The organism is Virgibacillus sp. L01 (assembly GCF_052246775.1).
Lineage (GTDB): Bacteria > Bacillota > Bacilli > Bacillales > Amphibacillaceae > Lentibacillus.
Genome location: NZ_JBQQCP010000001.1, coordinates 772982 through 790831 on the forward strand (window position 1 = coordinate 772982; position 17850 = coordinate 790831).

Below are 17850 nucleotides of genomic sequence, written 5' to 3' on the forward strand. Positions count from 1 at the left end.
TCGTTCTGAATTAACCAATCTTTTTCCGTTCAATTTTATCGATGTTCTCTAACATAATGCCTGTACCTTTTGCGACACAATTCATTGGCTCTTCCGACATAAAAACAGGAACCTTCAGTTCTTCGGCCAACAGCTGATCGATGCCGTGGACTAACGCTCCGCCACCTGTCAGAATCACGCCGCGATCGATGATATCCGCTGATAATTCTGGAGGTGTGCGCTCAAGTACCAGTTTAGCACCTTGCGTAATCAGTGAGACAGGCTCACGTAATGCTTCTTCAATTTCATCCGAATAGACTGTAATTGTGCGTGGTAAACCTGACACCATATCACGTCCGCGAATGTCCAGCTGCTCATGGCGGCTACCTTTGAAAACAGTAGCTACATTAATTTTTATATCTTCTGCCGTACGTTCACCAATTAACAGTTTATATTCTTTTTTTATGTATTGAAGAATTTCCGTGTCAAACTTATCCCCAGCCATTTTAATTGACTCAGCTGTGACAATATCACCCATTGACAGTACCGCTACGTCTGTAGTTCCTCCACCAATATCAACGACCATATTTCCGCTCGGCTGGAAGATCTCCATGCCAGCTCCAATCGCTGCAACTTTCGGCTCTTCCTCAAGATAAACGCGTTTACCGCCAGATTTCTCAGCCGCTTCTTTAATTGCTTTTTGCTCCACTTTTGTAATATTTGTCGGGCAGCAAATTAGCATTCTCGGCTTAGAAAGAAAACCTCTAACATTAATTTTATTTATAAAATGCTTTAGCATAGCTTCTGTAACATCAAAGTCAGCAATAACGCCATCTTTTAATGGACGAATGGCCTCAATATTTCCTGGTGTACGCCCAACCATACGGCGCGCCGCTTCACCTACTTCAAGCACACGGCCTGTATTACGATCCATCGCGACAACAGATGGTTCGTCCAAAACAATTCCTTTACCTTTTACATGTATCAACACATTGGCAGTTCCAAGGTCGATTCCGATGTCCCTAGAAAACATTAATTTAGATCCTCCCTGCTACAATTACTTTCACACATCTGTAAGAGAACACAATGCTACTAATTTTATATTTTACCACAAAACTCCACATATAACTGCAAATTTTGAAAAAAAGGTAATGAAAATTGTTTTGATATAGGATGGTTAGGGTAAGAGATATGTTTTGTGGTGTGGGGATTTTATGGGCTGATATATCGGTTTCCGGTCGATAAACCAGGATTGAGGTCTATATATTCGTTTTCCAGTTGATATACCGGAGCTGAGGTTGATATATCGGTTTCCCGGTCGATAAACCAGGATTGAAGTCGATATATTCGTTTTCCAGTTGATATACAGGAGCTGAGGTTGATATATCGGTTTCCCGGTCGATAAACCAGGATTGAGGTCGATATATTCGTTTTCCAGTTGATATACCGGAGCTGAGGTTGATATATCGGTTTCCCGGTTGATATAACCAATTATAGTCCTCTCTACAAATGATTGTTCACAAAATTGACACAACTTCATGAAGGATATTGTTAAAGTTTGTAGAATACTTACTATTAATACAAGAAAGGGAGTGGTTTCACTGACTACTATGAAATACAGAATAAAAATATATGATCTTCTAATTTACGAAGCATTATTCAGACGTTTTCATGAAAAATACGCGAGAAACAATAGTATTATTTCTGCTTATAAGAAGGATAAAGCAGGCTTCGATGGTGAAAAGAATGTGGACTACAAGCTCTCCACCTACCCGCAAAAAGATTTCTTCATTTTTCAAGGTATCCGATTACCAAATCCCCCTTTTTATTTTCAAATCGACACACTCATACTGACAAAAAAACTCATTTATATTCTTGAAGTTAAAAATTATAAAGGCAATTTAAAGTATGATTCTAAACAAAATCAAATGACACAGCAGGTTAAGGGAGAAGTGAATGCCTTCAAAGATCCTATTTTACAGGCTGAGGCCCAAAAGACACACCTACAGCAATGGCTGGAGAAACATGGGATTTATAATGTGCCAATAGAGACACTTGTTGTCATCGCATATCCCTCAACCATTATTGAAAACATCCATCAGGACCCAGAAGTTTATCACAAGATTATTCACACCGAAAGTTTGCACCAGCATTTGAACAGGCTACGTGAAACGCACACGAAAGATGTTTTGACGACTGCGGCCATACGAAAACTCAGCAAAACTCTCCTACAGGAAGATCAACCCCTTCGTACAAACATACTGGATTATTACAATATAGATGATCAGCAATTAATTAAAGGAATACCCTGCGAACAGTGTAACTACTCTCCCATGACGCGGCTACCCGGGAAATGGTCCTGCCAGAACTGTAATGCAATTAGTTACAACGCGCATGAACGAGTTATTCTTGACCATTTTTTATTACATGGCGATACTATTACAAATAAACAGTGCCGTGATCTTCTTCAGGTAAGTTCGCCAAGGACGGCGTATTTAATATTAAATGGAATGAACTTAGAGCACTCTGGGGGAAACAAAGGAAGAAAATATATTTCCCCTGGATTGGGAAATTTCCCTCAAGTTTCTTACCTACCAAAAGCAATATTGAGCACCCTTACTTTTGATAAACTGTAAAAATGCGGATATCTCGCCATCAAGGTTGATATTTACCTGTTATGGTCGATAACCTGCTTTTGCAGTTGATATATCCTAATGAGGATTGATATCCTTCTCTTCAGGTCGATATACCTTAATTACAGTTGATATCTCGCCATCAAAGTTGATATTTACCTGTTATGGTCGATAACCTGCTTTTGCAGTTGATATATCCTAATGAGGGTTGATATCCTTCTCTTCAGGTCGATATACCTTAATTACAGTTGATATATCCTTATTCGAGTTGATATCCACCCACAGAAGTTGATATATCTTCCTGTCCATACCTGCCTCGCTATTCGCACACACCACACACCAAAAACCCAGCCGATTATCTTAACTCGGCTGTGTTTCTGATCTGTCCTTTTGTGAAGTGGAAAACTTGTTGCTGTGTATTCTTGCTGCTGTAGCTCCACCACCTCCTTTAGGATAGGGATGTCGTTCGTCAGGTTCACTCGCTTGCGGGGTAAGTATCACCCGACTGGTTTAACCGTAGAGTCTTCCGTTTTTTCATCTAATCTGTATTTATTGCGGGTTGCTTCACCTCCGCGGAGATGGCGGATTGATTTGTGGTAATCGAGTATATTTTTTACTTCGTTGTATAGCTCTGGATTTATTTCCGGTAATCGCTCTGTCAGATCTTTATGGACTGTGCTTTTGGAAACACCAAATTCTTTTGCTATCACTCGGACGGTTTTCCTCGTCTCCACGACATATTTCCCTATCCTGATAGTCCTCTCTTTGATGTAATCGTGCACACCGTTCGCCTCCCTAAGTTGGATATTTCCGAGGTGTGGAATCGAGACAAGGTGATACAATTTTCATGCTGCTCACTTATCTACTGACAAATACTCATGTGCAGCTGCTTCTGCGGTTTTGTTAGGAACGTGGGCAAAAAGCCCATATTATATGATGTTTTGGCTATGTAGTGGGTTTTTACTGTGGTAGGTAGATGGAAAGCTACACAAGCTCTCACCTCAGACTTTTTTGATTGCTTGGTTTGTAATATTTTATTAATGTACAAAGAGGATTATGATTAAATTTACATCTTTTGGAGATAAGGACAAGAAGTATTTTTTTCAGGGCTATATAAAAAAAGAAAATAGGGTGTGCTTGACAATCGAAAATGCCTTTTAACCGTGCTTTCTCTCTATAAAGTCAAACCAGACAAATTAATCAAGGTCGCCGAGGTCCGGATCGTGATACAATGGCTGTGGTTCGGCTGCGAATTCAACAAAATGAAATGCACTGCTAAAGATTATAATTATAGAAAAAACTGTAATAGCTACTAACCTTTTCATTTTTTTCTCCCCTTTATCTCTAACATAAAGCTACACCCTATTTTCGAATAAACTTATTTAATTTGGGCCCGGTTATGCACCCATTTCACGGATTGAACGAAGTGGCATTCTGCTAAAAAAATAGTCGCTGCGATTTTCGATAAAGCTGTTATATGCTTTAAGAAGAATTTTCTTATCCTGTTTTGCCAGTCCCAGGTAGTATAATTTAAATGGGCTGTCTATTGGAATTTCACTTAGGATAGCTACTGCTTTCGCATTATTTCCCTTTGCTATTTCAATATGGGCTTGTTCACTTTTATCTGTGGAAGTCACCCCTTCTGTCTTCCTGAAATGTGCTGATAAAAAAGGAATATTTTTTTGTACAATTGCTTCCACACGACTCTGAAGATCATTTTTTTTGGCTACTTTCAGCGCCTCTGACATATGATACATACCCTGGAAATAAGTGTCGTATAGATATGAAAAGCCAAGGTTGGTATGTATATTTACTTTTATACTTGGACTCGTTGTGCTATTTAAAACCCGAAAAGCATATTTCCGCGCCATAATCACTTCATTTCGAATTAAGTAAAAGATAAACAGACTCTGATTTAAACGGATTTGGAAAAATGACAATAGGAACCTATCCTTTATTTTTCCAAATAAATGCTGCTGTTTTTCCACGGAGTTACCAAATTGACTGTAATCACCCATACTGTGATATATATTGATTTTGATAAATTCCATTAAGCATTGTAGTTCCGGCTCGTCCGTTCGTATGTCACTTAATTGTCTGATTATTTCACCAGGTAAATACCGTTTAAGTTTCCGGTCAATTGTCACCTGGTATACCGCCGCCCAATTTTGATTAGATTTGCAGTCAGATTGTTTGTTTTTGTTAATTAATTTCTGTAAATCGTCATAATGACCATTCATATATAAAAATTCCATACCTTTTTTACTAATTTCATTGGATGTTGTTTGCAGGCAAAAATTACGTGCAAGCCTATCTGCAGTAACCTCATCATGCTCTTGCTTTAAAACTTGTAAAACTTGCTCCAATGCATACTGTTCATCACTGGCAATTGTTATTATAGAATTAGGCATTAAACTTTCTTTGGAAAAATGCATCCTTGGAGCTCCTTTCTATATTCTAAATGACAAATAATACCTATTTTCACAAAAATTTTTTATTAACTGAGAAATTCTTTCACTAACGACTATATTACCACACATTTCCTATATAAAAACCCTAATCGTTCGACATTTTTTGCAATTTATTGCAGGGAACTCTTATTGCAAAAAAATAACCCTAGTAATTAAACTAGGGTAGTGATAAATAGATTATTCGTTATCGTCTGATGAAGATGAATCGGATGTATCACCCATTTAATTTCCATCTTCAACATTAGCATTTTGGCTATTTTGGCCGCCTGATACATCTTCTGCACCTGTGCCTGACTCGTCTGTGCTTTCTTCCGTTCCTTCTGATTCAGAACTTTCTTCTTCCGTTACTTCTGATTCAGTGCCGACATCCTCGGTTCCTTCTGATTCAGAACTTTCATCTTCTGTTGAAGCTTCATCCAGTGCACTTACTGGTTGATTGAAAAATGATTCTGGATTAACTTCTTTTCCGTCTTTTCTAATTTCAAAATGGACGTGTGTACCACTTTCCTGGCCAAACATGTTTTCTCCAGCATTACCAAGAACATCGCCTTGCTGAACCTTGTCTCCGGATTTAACGTTGACTCCCTGCAGACTCGCATAATAGGTTACAACATCATTTTTATGCGATAATGCAACAACGTTACCTAGCAGTGGATCTTCTCTAACTTCCGTAACTGTACCGCTTAACGATGCTAACACATCAAATGTTTCACCGTCTGCGGATGCAATGTCAATGCCCGTACTTTGGTAAAAACGATTGTTAAACATGACCAATGCATTTTCTTTTGCCTCTTGATCTGCGTTGTAATCATAGAAATTAGTTACGATTTCTGCTTGATCTTGGTTTACAACAGGCATCTTAATAACCTCCTGTTGATCCATAACGGATTGAGCTTCCTCATCATGTTCTGCTGGTGTATATGTCTCTGAACTTTGATCATCCTCAGTTTCCTGAATCTGATTGTCCAGATTCTGATACCAAACCACCACCGACAGAAGAAGCGCAGCAATCGTTAAGTACACTGCTGGAAAAAACCACTTCTTGCGAAAAATTCGACTCCACTTGTTTTTTGGAGTATTGTTTTCTTCTTTCATATTGTCATCACCTCAACAACCATTCTGAGCAGAAAAGGGAATTTATATACATTAAATGAAAAAAATTTATTGTTTTTATGTATTTTTTGAGTTATTCAGGGTAAATTAAGCATTTATTCGCTGCACAGTGGCTATTGATAGACTGTTTTCGGTATATTAATTGATTTGGAACAGTGCGGTAATTTTGAGGCGTTCAACTTTATTTTGTGATGTTCAACTTCATATAGGGAACTTCAACACGATATCGAGATCTTCAACCCCATATCTCAACCCTCACAAAAAAAGCCCCAGGATGTTCCTCCATCCCAGAGCTTCCTTCTTATTTTGCTACTAATGTTGGTGCTGTTTCGTCGAGCTGGTTAACTTCTATGCCTTTGTAGTAGTGCTTGACAATTTCCTTGTAGTTTTTTCCTTCTTTAGCCATTCCGTTTGCACCGTATTGGCTCATGCCGATTCCATGTCCGAACCCTTTTGTTGTGAAAATTAAATGGTCATTCTTTTGCTCAATGGAAAAGTCACTTGATTTTAATTTCAGTTTTTCCCGAACTTTGCGACCTGTGAAGGTTTGATCTGCTAATTTAAATTTGGCTACTCGGTTACTTTCTGTCCGGGTAATTTCCATTGCTAGTTGATTATTATTTGGCAATTCAAGCCCAAGTTGTTTTTCCACTTCCTGAATACTAAATATTTTCTGGTCGAGAAATTTTGGTGAGTTTTTATCCCATGGACTTTTTACACTGCGTAAATAGGGAACTTCATTTTCCCAGTAGTCTTCAGAATTCTCGGTATACCCGTTACTTGTTGAAAAGAAAGCTATTTGGATTGGTGTATTATTATAGGTTAGAATTTCACCTGTGGTTTCAGCGACTGCCTTTTTTATCTTATTTATTTTCCAGCTATAATCACTTCCCCATTCTTCCCTAAGCTCCTTGTCATTATGATAAACCTGATCGTATATGGTGTCGGTGACATCCGATTCCTTTGAATTGCCTTGCTGCATAAGGTGACTGACGATAAACGTTCTGGCAGCAAGTGCTTGTGCTTTTAATGCCTCAATTTCAAACTTCGCTGGCATCTCGGAAGCTACGACACGCGAAACATATGTCTCAAGTGGCACATTTTCGACAGTATCGGAGCTAGCCCGTGCTACCGCGACAGAAAACGGTGAGTTACCCATCGTGACTTCAACTTGCTTAGGTGACTCATTTTCGACTGGTACATTCTTCTCGCCGTCTTTTGTAACAAACGGAACAACTACTAATGTTGGAATGACTAGAATGATAGTGATCAAACTTGCGAAAAATAAGATGCTTGGAACTTTCCACGATTTGGCTGTCTTATTGAGGCTTATTGGTTTCTTTCTTTTCTGAAGTAATTGCATTTTTAATGTTTCACTTTTTCGCTGCTTTTTCTTTTTCCAAGCTTTAGGAAGGTTTTTATTTTTTTTCATCGACGGCCTCCTTACCATTATGATTAGTGTTGTGCTTATTGGGTATCATTTCTAGCATTCCTACTATTAAATTTATACAATTAGCGAAAACAATAGAACTAGATATTGAAAAAAAGCCTGTGCAAATTTATGACTGCACAGACTCTTCGTTGACTCTACTATTTTTTTGGTCTTCTTTGCGTGATTCATCATACAGGTGGCATGCGACATAATGATCTTGTTCCACTTCCCGCCATTGCGGTACTTTTGATGAGCAGATATCCATCGCCATTGGGCAACGTGTGCGGAATACACAGCCGCTCGGCGGATTAATAGGGCTTGGCAATTCGCCTTCCAGGATAACCCGCTCCCTGCTGTCTTCAATATCCGGGTCTGGAATCGGGATAGCCGATAGTAAAGCCTGTGTATATGGATGCAGCGGGTTATCATAGAGTGCATCACTCGCTGTTAATTCCACCATATTTCCTAAATACATAACCCCGATGCGATCAGAAATTTGTTTAACCATTGATAAATCGTGGGCAATGAATAGGAATGTCAGCCCTTTTTCTTCCTGCAGTCTTTTTAACAAGTTCACAACTTGTGCCTGAACAGAAACATCCAATGCTGAAATTGGTTCATCGGCAATCAGGAAATCCGGATTGAGTGCCAGTGCACGCGCAATTCCGATCCGCTGACGCTGGCCGCCGCTGAATTCATGCGGATAACGGTTAGCGTGGTCCCGGTTCAGCCCAACCTCTTCCAGCAGCTCATAAACACGGTCAAGCTGTTCGCTCTTATTTTTAAACATGCCATGTACTTCCATCGGTTCAGCAATCACTTCTTTAACCGTTGAGCGTGGGTTAAGTGATGCATATGGATCCTGAAAAATCATTTGCATGTTGCGATAGAATTTGAATCGTTCCTTTTCATCCATTTCATGAACATTCTCTCCGTTATAAATAACATCGCCATCCGTTTTTTCATAAAGACCCATAATCGTGCGTCCAGTTGTCGATTTCCCGCAGCCGGATTCACCAACAAGCCCGAACGTCTCCCCTTTGTTAACGTGAAACGTAACATTATTGACAGCTTGAAGGACTTTTCCTTTACCCATATTAAAATATTTGTGCAGCTCACTTACTTGTAAAATTTTCTCATCCATCGTTATTTCTCCTCTGCTTTCTGCCAGTACCGTGTGGCAGCACAAAGCTCTTTTTCATATTTGGTTCCATGCAGCGCGATAATTTCGATGCCCTTTCCTGTTTGTGGAGAATGAAGCATTTTACCATCACCATAATAAAATCCGACATGGTGCAACTTGCCTTTTCCTTCTTCATATGCAAAAAACAATAAATCGCCTGGTAACAGCTGATCATATGGGACTTTCTCACCCGCATCTGCCTGGTCATCGGCATCGCGCGGAATCTGATAGCCGCTTGCTTTATGCATGGCATAGGCGAAACCTGAACAATCATAGCCAAATGAGCTCATGCCACCCCAAAAGTAATCAAGCCCTACATAGCGTTCCCCATCTTTTACAAGCTTGTGGCCTTCCTGTTTTTTCAGTCCATTATTTGATGAGAAAATAGTTACGGATTTTTTTGGCAAAAAACCGGCTCCATGCGGTGTATTAACCTTAACCCGGTCAGCCCCCTCATCAATTACAGGTAAGGTAGTCATGAAACTGAGCTTCAAGACGTTGTTGCCGTTTTCAGATTCAAGCCACACTTTATCATCGACAACAGCTGCCGTAGTTTCGCTTTGCCAGTCCTGTTTGTTTACTTGGATAAGCTGTCTGATCGGAACCCAGCCCGGATAACCGCGTATATCCTTTTTAGACGGCTGCGTTGGTACAACAATATGTGCCCAGTCATCCTTTGTTTCGGTTATCATAACTGCCTCACCATACAGTAATTGCGATTGCACACGATTTTCATCACATAATGCTACATTTGTTTGATATGTTAAACTATCAATCCACTTATCGATATTAGTTGGGTTTGTGATACCCGGGGTGTCTATCGTACGTGCAGATATTGGTGACGTCCACACTGTAGCCACTTGCACCGCCGTTATCCATAATTGATCAAACGTTTGATTAATCATAATTTGCTCCCCTTTTTGCTGCTTATTGACAGTTTTACTCGACGATAAATCTATCATTAACTTTTTCTATTCCTAAACCTGTTCTGTTCCCAAGTTCAATATCACTTTCTTTATAAGTAATGCCGCCTTCTATTAAGTCTTCTGCAAGCATTAATGGCGCATCAAAATCATACCGGTTCACATTGGGTTGGCTTGCAGCAAAGTGAGCCGCAGCAGTAATTCCGATTTTTGTTTCAATCATACTGCCAACCATGCATTCAACACCATAAATATGAGCAAGTTTAGCGATCCGCACTGCTTGATGAATACCGCCTGCTTTCATGAGCTTAATGTTAATTAAATCGGCAGCTCCGTTTTCCAGCACACGCTTTGCATCATGGATTGAAAAAATACTCTCATCAGCCATGATTGGGGTTTCTGTGTTTTCCGTTACGTACTTCAAACCCTCGATATCATAGGCTTTAACCGGTTGTTCTATCAGTTCCACATCAAGGCCGAGGTCCTCCATTTTCCGAATCGCACGAACGGCTTCTTTTGCATGCCAGCCTTGATTGGCATCTAAGCGGATTAGTGCATTCGATCCGATGCGTTTTCGAATTGCTTTGATACGTTCAATATCTGTTGCAATTTTATCCTTGCCGACTTTAACCTTTAGTACGGAAAACCCATTATGGATATATTGCTGTGCATCATCGGCCATTTCATCAGGACTGTTTACACTGACAGTATAATCGGTTTCAATCGCATTGGAATAACCACCAAGAAATTCTGACAGCGGCATGCGAGCCTGTTGTGCGATGCAATCATATATCGCCATATCAACTGCTGCTTTAGCACTTGTGTTTCCGACAGCACTCTTATTAAGCTTTTCAAAAACCTGCTCCCGGTTCCGTAATGATACACCGAGTAATAACGATGTGAAAATTTTGGTAATCGCGTAGTTAATACTTGGCAAGCTATCGCCTGTTATGACATGTGTCGGAGGTGCTTCACCATAGCCAACGACCCCGTTATCACAGGTTATTTTAACAATAATTGATTCCGCCACCGTTACTGTTCGTAATGCGGTCTTAAACGGTGTATGCAATGGGATTGCTATTTGATATGTTTCGATGTTTTGTATATTCATAGATTTGACTCCTCCAGTTGCTTACTTTACTCCTGCCTCGACAGTGAGTGATCTCTTCGCTGTTGACAATACTGCCGCTGTGCCGAGTGGTACGGAAAAGTGCGGGAGGCAGTGGCCAATTTTAAAGCCAGACATTACCGGACATTTAAGGTAGGCAAAATAATCATGAAAAACCTGTTCCAATGAGAGCGAGGGTTTTTCTTTTTTCGGCTCGGCTTTGGCAAAATCTCCAACAATAATTCCCGCTGTATCCGTTAGCTTTCCTGCCAGTTTTAACTGGTTCAGCATCGCATCAACCCGATATGGCTCCTCACCTATATCTTCGAGTAACAGCAGTTTTCCGCTAGTATCAATTTCATTTGCTGTCCCTAGTGTACTAACCAGTAGTGAAAGGTTCCCCCCTACCAGCGTGCCTGTAGCTTCACCCGGGACGAGGACTTGCAGTGGGGAGATATCTTTCGTGTAGAATAATTTCGCAGGTTTAAATAATTGCTGGAACAGACTTGCAGATAATGCATCAAAATCAGGATCAGCAATATCAGATGCGAGCATTGGTCCATGAAACGTCACAAGGCCTGTTGCTTGGCGAATCGTTGTATGTAAATAAGTAATGTCGCTATAGCCCCAAATGATCTTCGGGTTTTGTTTGATTAGCTCATAATTAATAGCGTTGGCAATTCTCCCTGTACCATATCCGCCTCTCGCAAAAATAATTGCCTTAACACTCTTGTCAGCAATCATATCGTGAAAGTCAGCTAACCGCTGTTCATCCGTTCCGGCCAAATACCCGTGAACGTCATCAATATGCTTTCCCAGTTTGATGTGCAGACCCATTTTTTCAAAAAAAGGAATAGCTCGCTTTAAGCGTTCCATATCAGTTGGACTTGCTGGTGCAATCACACCAATCGTATCACCATTATATAAGCGTTCTGGAAGAATCATCAGAATACCTCTTTCTTTGGGTTAAAATTTAAAGTGGAAAGAAGGAGTGGCCCGGAGATGAGCCGTTCCTTCTTAACACTAGGTTGTTGCGCGAGTTTGGGTGCTTGTCGCTCGAGTTGCGTTGCTTTTCGCTCGAGTTGGGATGCTTCTTGCGCGAGTTTGGGTGCTTGTCGCGCGAGTTGCACTGCTTGTCGCGCGAGTTGCACTGCTTGTCGCTCGAGTTGGGCTGCTTCTCGCTCGAGTTGGGCTGCTTGTCGCTTGAGTTGGGCTGCTCGTCGCGCGAGTTGCACTGCTTGTCGCGCGAGTTGCGTTGCTTGTCGCTTGAGTTGGGCTGCTTCTCCCTCGAGTTGGGCTGCTTCTCCCTCGAGTTGGGATGCTTCTTGCACGAGTTTGGGTGCTTGTCGCTTGAGTTGCGCCCCCGTTACGCGAGTTGCACCGCTTGTCGCTCGAATTTCACGATATATCAACCAAAAAGACCGGATATCAACCGCGATTGAGTTATATCAACCAAGAACACAATATATCGACCTACCGAGACACAATCTACTTCTTATCCGCCCATTTAAGCTCTAAATAACCTACTGGGTGACGGACAACTCCAGTTACGTCATCTTTATAGATAAACACCTGGTTATAATAGTGAATTGGGAAAATAGGCATTTCTTCGGCCAGTAGCTTTTCTGCTTCGTACATTAATTCCCAGCGTTTTTCTTCGTCTGTTTCCGTTTTAGCTTTTGAAATCAACTCGTCGTATTTCTCGTTTGACCAGCCAGTACGGTTCATCGTTGAATCGGTTACGAAGCTTTCCAGGAAGTTTACTGGGTCGCCGTAGTCAAATATGAATGAACTACGTGAAAGCTGGTGTTTTAATCCTTTTTGATCTTCCAGAAATACGTTCCATTCAGTATTCTCAAGTGTTACGTCAACACCTAGGTTCTGCGTGAACATATCTTGTAATGTTGCAGCAATTGCTTTGTGTGACTCACTTGTATTGTATGTTAATGTGACAGGTGGTAATTTGTCATAACCTTCTTCAGCCATGCCTTCTTCCAGTAGTTTCTTAGCCTTTTCAGGATCAAAGTTTACTAGATCGCCATTTACTTCACGGAACTCTTGGCCACTCGGTCCTATAAATCCAGGTGATACAAATCCTGTTGCCGCTTTTTCTTTATTTTTCGTTACATAATCAACAATATCCTTCTGGTTGACCGCTAATGCAAATGCTTTACGGATCTTAGCATTCTGGAATGGTTCTTTTGTAACATTAAAGCGATAGAAATAAAGTCCAGCTTGATCCTCGATAACAACATTGTCGTCATCCAACAGCTTTTCTGCCATGTCTGGTGGAATATTTGTCATATCAAGCTCATCGCTTTCAAACATTTGGTACTCGGTATTTGTATCGTTAACCATTGCCCAGTGTACTTTATCTAATTTTACTGTTTCTTTATCCCAATACTGATCATTTTTCACCATAACCATTTCGCTATCGTGTGCCCATGATTCCAGTTTGAATGGTCCGTTGGCAACAAATGTTTCTGCTTCTGAATACCATTCCGGGCTTTCTTTTGCCACTTCAGCATTTACCGGGAAGAATGCCGGGTTTGAAATTACTTGTAAAAAGAAACCCGTTGGTGCTGTCAGCGTTACTTCAAATGTTTTTTCATCTACAGCTTTTACCATGACATCTTCTGCAGACCCTTCACCACTGTTATATGCCTCGCCACCTTCGATAAAGTAGCCCAGGAATGCAGCGGGTGAACCAGTTTTAGGATTCAAAAGCTGTTTCCAAGCATAAACAAAATCTTCTGCTGTTACAGGATCTCCATTCGACCAATTAGCGTTTTCACGCAGGTGGAATGTGTACGTTTTTCCGCCATTGGATTTCTCCCAGTCCTCAGCCATTGCTGGTTGTGGCTTGTCATCTTTGCCAAGACGTGTCAGGCCTTCCATCAGGTTGTTCAAGACATTCCATGACACAGAGTCAAAACCGACCGGTGGATTTAATGATGTTGGTTCTTCTCCATTGTTCATGTACAATACTTTTTCTTCACTTTCTGCCCCTTCGCTGGTACCTTCTTCTCCACTACTTTCATTTCCTTCATTTCCTGAATCATCGCCGCCGGAACTCGTTGTACAAGCCGCTAATGTGATGATCGTTAATACAGAAATAAATAATAAAAACCACTTCTTCATAAGCTGTAACTCCCCTTTTTTTTTTATTTTGTTGCTGTACTTGCTAAAAGCTGTTTAGCCCGCTCATCCTGCAGCCAGCAGTCCACTTTGTGTGAGTCGCTGAGTTTTGTCTGATCCGGGTAAACTTTATCACACACCTCCATCGCAAATGGACATCTTGCTGTAAATGGACATCCTTTTGGAGGTGAGAATAAATCTGGTGGTGTCCCGTCAATCGGGATTAACTTCTCGCCTTGCAAATCAAGACGTGGGACTGATTTTAACAGCCCTTTTGTGTAAGGATGTTCTGGGTTGTAAAAAATTTCTCTCCTGCTGCCAACTTCAATTATTTTTCCGGCATACATAACGGCAATCCGGTCTGCAATTTTGGCCACTACCCCAAGATCATGGGTAATCAGAATAATTGAGACACCCATTTTCTTTTGAATTCTATCAAACAGCTCGAGAATTTGTGCCTGGATCGTTACGTCAAGTGCTGTTGTCGGCTCGTCTGCTATAAGCAGCTCCGGTTCACAAATAAGTGCCATCGCAATTACAATTCGCTGCCGCATGCCACCGCTGAATTGGTGAGGATATTGCTTTAATCGTTCTTGAGGGTTTGGAATCCCTACTAAATCCATCATCTCGATTGCTTTTGCTTTGGCATCAGTACCTGACGTCTTATAATGCTGCTGTAATCCTTCAACAAGCTGGGTTCCAATTGTTAACGTTGGGTTCAATGCTGTCATAGGGTCCTGAAAAATCATCGATATATCAAAGCCGCGAATCGAACGCATTTCTTTTTCCGGTAGATTTGTTAAATCTTTACCATTAAATGTTATCGTCCCGTTCGAAATTTTCCCCGGAGGATCTGGTATCAGCCGCATGATTGCATTTGATGTAACACTTTTTCCACAGCCTGATTCTCCAACGATTGCTAGTGTTTCTCCTTTATTTAAGTGAAAATTCACCCCCCGTACAGCTTTGACCGTTCCTCCATATGTAGAGAACGTTACGTGAAGATCGTTTACTTCAAGTATTTTTTCCATCTGTGTCACCTACTTCCTCAGCTTCGGATCAAGTGCATCCTGAAGCCCGTCGCCTAATACGTTAAATGCAAACATTGTAAATGAGATAAAGAACGCCGGGAAAAATAATGTCCACCAGTTACCGGATAATATTGCCCCTAGAGAGTCGTTTGCCATGACACCCCAGCTTGCAAATGGTGTTTGAATCCCTAGTCCTAAAAAGCTTAGAAACGCTTCTGCGAAAATTGCGGTTGGAACGGTTAATGTCATTTGCACAATAATCGGCCCCATCGTATTTGGCAGCAGATTTTTCCGAATGATTCGTTTTGTCTTTGTCCCAAATGATTTCGATGCAAGGACAAATTCATAGTTTTTAATTTGCAAAACCTGCCCGCGAACAATTCGGGCCATCCCAACCCATCCAGTTATCGTCAATGCAAGGATTATCGTCGTTAGACTTGGTCCTAAAACTACGAGCAGCAAGATAACTACTAATAGATATGGAAGGCCATATAATACTTCGATAATACGCATCATAATGTTATCTGTTCTACCGCCTTTATAGCCAGATACACCGCCATAGATTACCCCGACAAAAAAGTCAATGAGCGCTGCCATCAGCCCGACAAATAATGAGATTCTTGCCCCATACCATGTCCGTGTGAATACATCCCGTCCAAGTGAGTCAGTGCCAAACCAATGTGTTCCGTTTGGTGGCTGGAATTGATTCGGCAAATTCTGTTCCCGGACCGAAAATGGTGAGAGCATAGGTCCGATTACTGCCATGATTCCTAGTAAAACAAGAAAAATAAGCCCAGCCATCGCGATTTTATTTTTCCGAAGCCGTTTCCAGGCATCCTGCCAATAGGAAAGCGATGGCCTGGAAACAGTTTCTGCTGCCCCGTGATCTTTTTCCTTCCACTTAAACCAGTCATCTGGTACGTCGGCAGGAGAATAGTTTTTTGGCTCATCTGCTAGTTTCATATTATTCTCCCCCCTTTTTGTGCATTTTGATTCTAGGGTCTAGTATTCCATACGCAATATCTACTAAAAATAGAGTGAAAATGAGGAATGCACTATAAAATACAGTTGTCCCCATAATTACCGGGTAGTCCCGCTGATTAATACTTTCGATAAAATATTTTCCCATACCAGGGATCGCATAGATTTTTTCAATAACAAACGTTCCTGTCAAAATACCCGCAAGCAAGGTCCCCATTATCGTCACAACAGGCATGAGCGAATTTTTCAAAGCATGTTTGACAACGATTTTCCATGGCGATAATCCTTTTGCACGGGCCATTTTAATGTAGTCCTGTGTCAGCACCTCAATCATCGTTGAACGTGTCAGACGGGCGATAATTGCCATCGGACCTGTAGCTAATGCAAGAACAGGCAATATCATATGGCGTGGACTTGCCCACGTCGCAGCTGGCAGTATCCCTAAAAACACCGCAAATGATTGAATGAATAATGTCGCCAGCACAAAGTTAGGAATTGATATACCAAGAACTGCAATACTCATTGCCAGATAATCAATTATTCCGTTATGCCGTAATGCAGCCAAAATCCCTAAGAGAATCCCGGAAATAACAGCAACTAGAATCGTCACCATACCAAGCTCAAATGATACAGGGAATCCTCGACCCAGTAGATCATTTACCGTTTCAGTAGGCTGTTTGATTGATGGACCAAAATCCAAGGTAACGATTGATTTTAAATAAAGCATGTATTGTATGTAGTATGGTTCATCCAGATTATAGTGGGCTTTCAGGTTCTCCTGGACAACTTCATTCGTTCCCCGTTCTTCGTTTAATGGTGAGCCTGGAATGGTTATCATCAGGACAAAAGTCAGCGTGACAATAATCCATAACGTCACTGCCATTATGGCAAATCGCTTTAAAATATATCGTAGCATCTGTTTACACTCCTATGAAAAAGTTGTATGCATAGCGAGTTCGGTCATTACCAGCATAGCTTGATACGCTTCCAGAATATCTTTTGCCTGATATTTAACAATTGTCGTTTCTGGTGCTATTTCCGTTCCTGGCATTAGATTTGCCCACTCAGCCTGACCATGGTTATTAAATTCGATTTCCAAGACAGGATTTTCAGGTGGTGTCAGCGGCTTTACATTGTGCCGATTATCCAACGCCTGGTTTACTTTGTCTGTTAATAAATCTCCAGCCTTTTTAGGTGTTAGGCTTTTGACCGATGACCTGGAGATAGTCTCTTTTACTGCTGCTGTTGTGATGTTTGGAATCAGTTCCTCCGCTTCCTTAGCTGCCTGGTCATCACCAGCAACCATTAAAATCGGCACGCCATAATGACCTGCAAGATAGGCATTTAGCCCAAGCTCTCCGATTGGCTTATCATTGATATAAAAATTCCGCACCGCGTGAACCATGGCATGTGACATCACACCATATTGACCTGCACGAGCATGGTACCCGATAAACATTGCTCCAGCATAGCTTTCGTCCAATCCCTGCATCATGGAATATGGTTTCACTTCACCGGTAATTAATGATGCATCAGGATGAAGCTCTTCTATTAAAATATTATTCATTTTTGAGTGACTATCATTTATTAAAATGTCATCACAGCCAAATTTGTACGCGGCGTCAACGACATAATTGGTCTCATCTGTCATAATTTTACGCCCGCGCTCATAGTTATGTTCTTTGTAGTCCACATATGTATAATCCGGAAGGCCTGTAATTCCTTCCATATCTACAGAAACGTATAACTTCATGCTGTATGCTCCTTTTTGAGTTCGTAATTTTCTTTCAATTTTACCATAGTAAGGATAAAATACAATGATGAATTTGCAGGAATTTATTTAGCGATAGCGAAGTAT

General features: G+C 41.0%; 17 protein-coding genes. 2 read left to right on the forward strand and 15 right to left on the reverse strand.

Annotated elements, in window-relative coordinates:
* Positions 1 to 10: 10 nt before the first annotated feature.
* Positions 11 to 1012, reverse strand: a complete 1002-nt coding sequence (locus ACTWQM_RS03530; protein ID WP_443256775.1) for a rod shape-determining protein — start codon at positions 1010 to 1012, stop codon at positions 11 to 13.
* A 505-nt stretch (positions 1013 to 1517) separates the two neighbouring features.
* Here ACTWQM_RS03530 and ACTWQM_RS03535 point away from each other — a divergent pair.
* Complete coding sequence (locus tag ACTWQM_RS03535) at positions 1518 to 2615, forward strand: nuclease-related domain-containing protein (protein ID WP_443256776.1); 1098 nt, start codon at positions 1518 to 1520, stop codon at positions 2613 to 2615.
* 494 nt (positions 2616 to 3109) lie between these two features.
* Here the strand turns inward: ACTWQM_RS03535 and spoIIID are convergent, their stop codons facing one another.
* The 9 genes from spoIIID to ACTWQM_RS03580 all read right to left on the reverse strand — a co-directional run bounded on the left by spoIIID (position 3110) and on the right by ACTWQM_RS03580 (position 11787).
* On the reverse strand, positions 3110 to 3394 hold the full coding sequence (gene spoIIID / locus ACTWQM_RS03540; protein ID WP_443256777.1) for a sporulation transcriptional regulator SpoIIID: 285 nt from the start codon (positions 3392 to 3394) through the stop codon (positions 3110 to 3112).
* Between the two features lie 414 nt (positions 3395 to 3808).
* Positions 3809 to 3937: a hypothetical protein gene (locus tag ACTWQM_RS03545; RefSeq protein ID WP_443256778.1), complete on the reverse strand. Its 129-nt coding sequence runs from the start codon at positions 3935 to 3937 to the stop codon at positions 3809 to 3811.
* Between the two features lie 72 nt (positions 3938 to 4009).
* On the reverse strand, positions 4010 to 5047 hold the full coding sequence (locus ACTWQM_RS03550; protein WP_443256779.1) for an AimR family lysis-lysogeny pheromone receptor: 1038 nt from the start codon (positions 5045 to 5047) through the stop codon (positions 4010 to 4012).
* 258 nt (positions 5048 to 5305) lie between these two features.
* Complete coding sequence (locus ACTWQM_RS03555) at positions 5306 to 6178, reverse strand: peptidoglycan DD-metalloendopeptidase family protein (protein ID WP_443256780.1); 873 nt, start codon at positions 6176 to 6178, stop codon at positions 5306 to 5308.
* Positions 6179 to 6497: 319 nt separating this feature from the next.
* Positions 6498 to 7628, reverse strand: coding sequence for a stage II sporulation protein D (gene spoIID / locus ACTWQM_RS03560; protein ID WP_443256781.1), 1131 nt, complete (start codon positions 7626 to 7628; stop codon positions 6498 to 6500).
* A gap of 127 nt (positions 7629 to 7755) precedes the next feature.
* On the reverse strand, positions 7756 to 8772 hold the full coding sequence (locus ACTWQM_RS03565; protein WP_443256782.1) for an ABC transporter ATP-binding protein: 1017 nt from the start codon (positions 8770 to 8772) through the stop codon (positions 7756 to 7758).
* A 2-nt stretch (positions 8773 to 8774) separates the two neighbouring features.
* Positions 8775 to 9716 carry a C40 family peptidase gene (locus ACTWQM_RS03570; RefSeq protein WP_443256783.1) on the reverse strand — a complete coding sequence of 314 codons (942 nt, stop codon included), beginning with the start codon at positions 9714 to 9716 and terminating at the stop codon, positions 8775 to 8777.
* A gap of 34 nt (positions 9717 to 9750) precedes the next feature.
* Positions 9751 to 10845 (reverse strand): mandelate racemase/muconate lactonizing enzyme family protein, encoded by a 1095-nt coding sequence (locus tag ACTWQM_RS03575; protein WP_443256784.1) that lies wholly within the window; start codon positions 10843 to 10845, stop codon positions 9751 to 9753.
* Between the two features lie 21 nt (positions 10846 to 10866).
* A complete protein-coding gene (locus ACTWQM_RS03580) occupies positions 10867 to 11787 on the reverse strand; it encodes a S66 peptidase family protein (protein WP_443256785.1) in 921 nt (306 codons plus the stop codon).
* Positions 11788 to 11887: 100 nt separating this feature from the next.
* Here ACTWQM_RS03580 and ACTWQM_RS03585 point away from each other — a divergent pair, with 100 nt between their 5' ends.
* Entirely contained in the window at positions 11888 to 12049 is a 162-nt protein-coding gene (locus ACTWQM_RS03585; RefSeq protein WP_443256786.1) for a hypothetical protein, read from the forward strand.
* A gap of 281 nt (positions 12050 to 12330) precedes the next feature.
* Here ACTWQM_RS03585 and ACTWQM_RS03590 read toward each other — a convergent pair whose 3' ends face one another.
* From ACTWQM_RS03590 to ACTWQM_RS03610, 5 genes are read right to left on the reverse strand one after another with little or no spacing between them, the layout of a single operon-like run.
* Positions 12331 to 13983, reverse strand: a complete 1653-nt coding sequence (locus tag ACTWQM_RS03590) for a peptide ABC transporter substrate-binding protein (RefSeq protein WP_443256787.1) — start codon at positions 13981 to 13983, stop codon at positions 12331 to 12333.
* 23 nt (positions 13984 to 14006) lie between these two features.
* Positions 14007 to 15011, reverse strand: a complete 1005-nt coding sequence (locus tag ACTWQM_RS03595) for an ABC transporter ATP-binding protein (protein ID WP_443256788.1) — start codon at positions 15009 to 15011, stop codon at positions 14007 to 14009.
* 9 nt (positions 15012 to 15020) lie between these two features.
* On the reverse strand, positions 15021 to 15974 hold the full coding sequence (locus ACTWQM_RS03600) for an ABC transporter permease (RefSeq protein WP_443256789.1): 954 nt from the start codon (positions 15972 to 15974) through the stop codon (positions 15021 to 15023).
* Position 15975: 1 nt separating this feature from the next.
* On the reverse strand, positions 15976 to 16908 hold the full coding sequence (locus ACTWQM_RS03605; protein WP_443256790.1) for an ABC transporter permease: 933 nt from the start codon (positions 16906 to 16908) through the stop codon (positions 15976 to 15978).
* A gap of 12 nt (positions 16909 to 16920) precedes the next feature.
* Positions 16921 to 17745 carry a M55 family metallopeptidase gene (locus ACTWQM_RS03610; RefSeq protein WP_443256791.1) on the reverse strand — a complete coding sequence of 275 codons (825 nt, stop codon included), beginning with the start codon at positions 17743 to 17745 and terminating at the stop codon, positions 16921 to 16923.
* Positions 17746 to 17850: the final 105 nt, after the last annotated feature.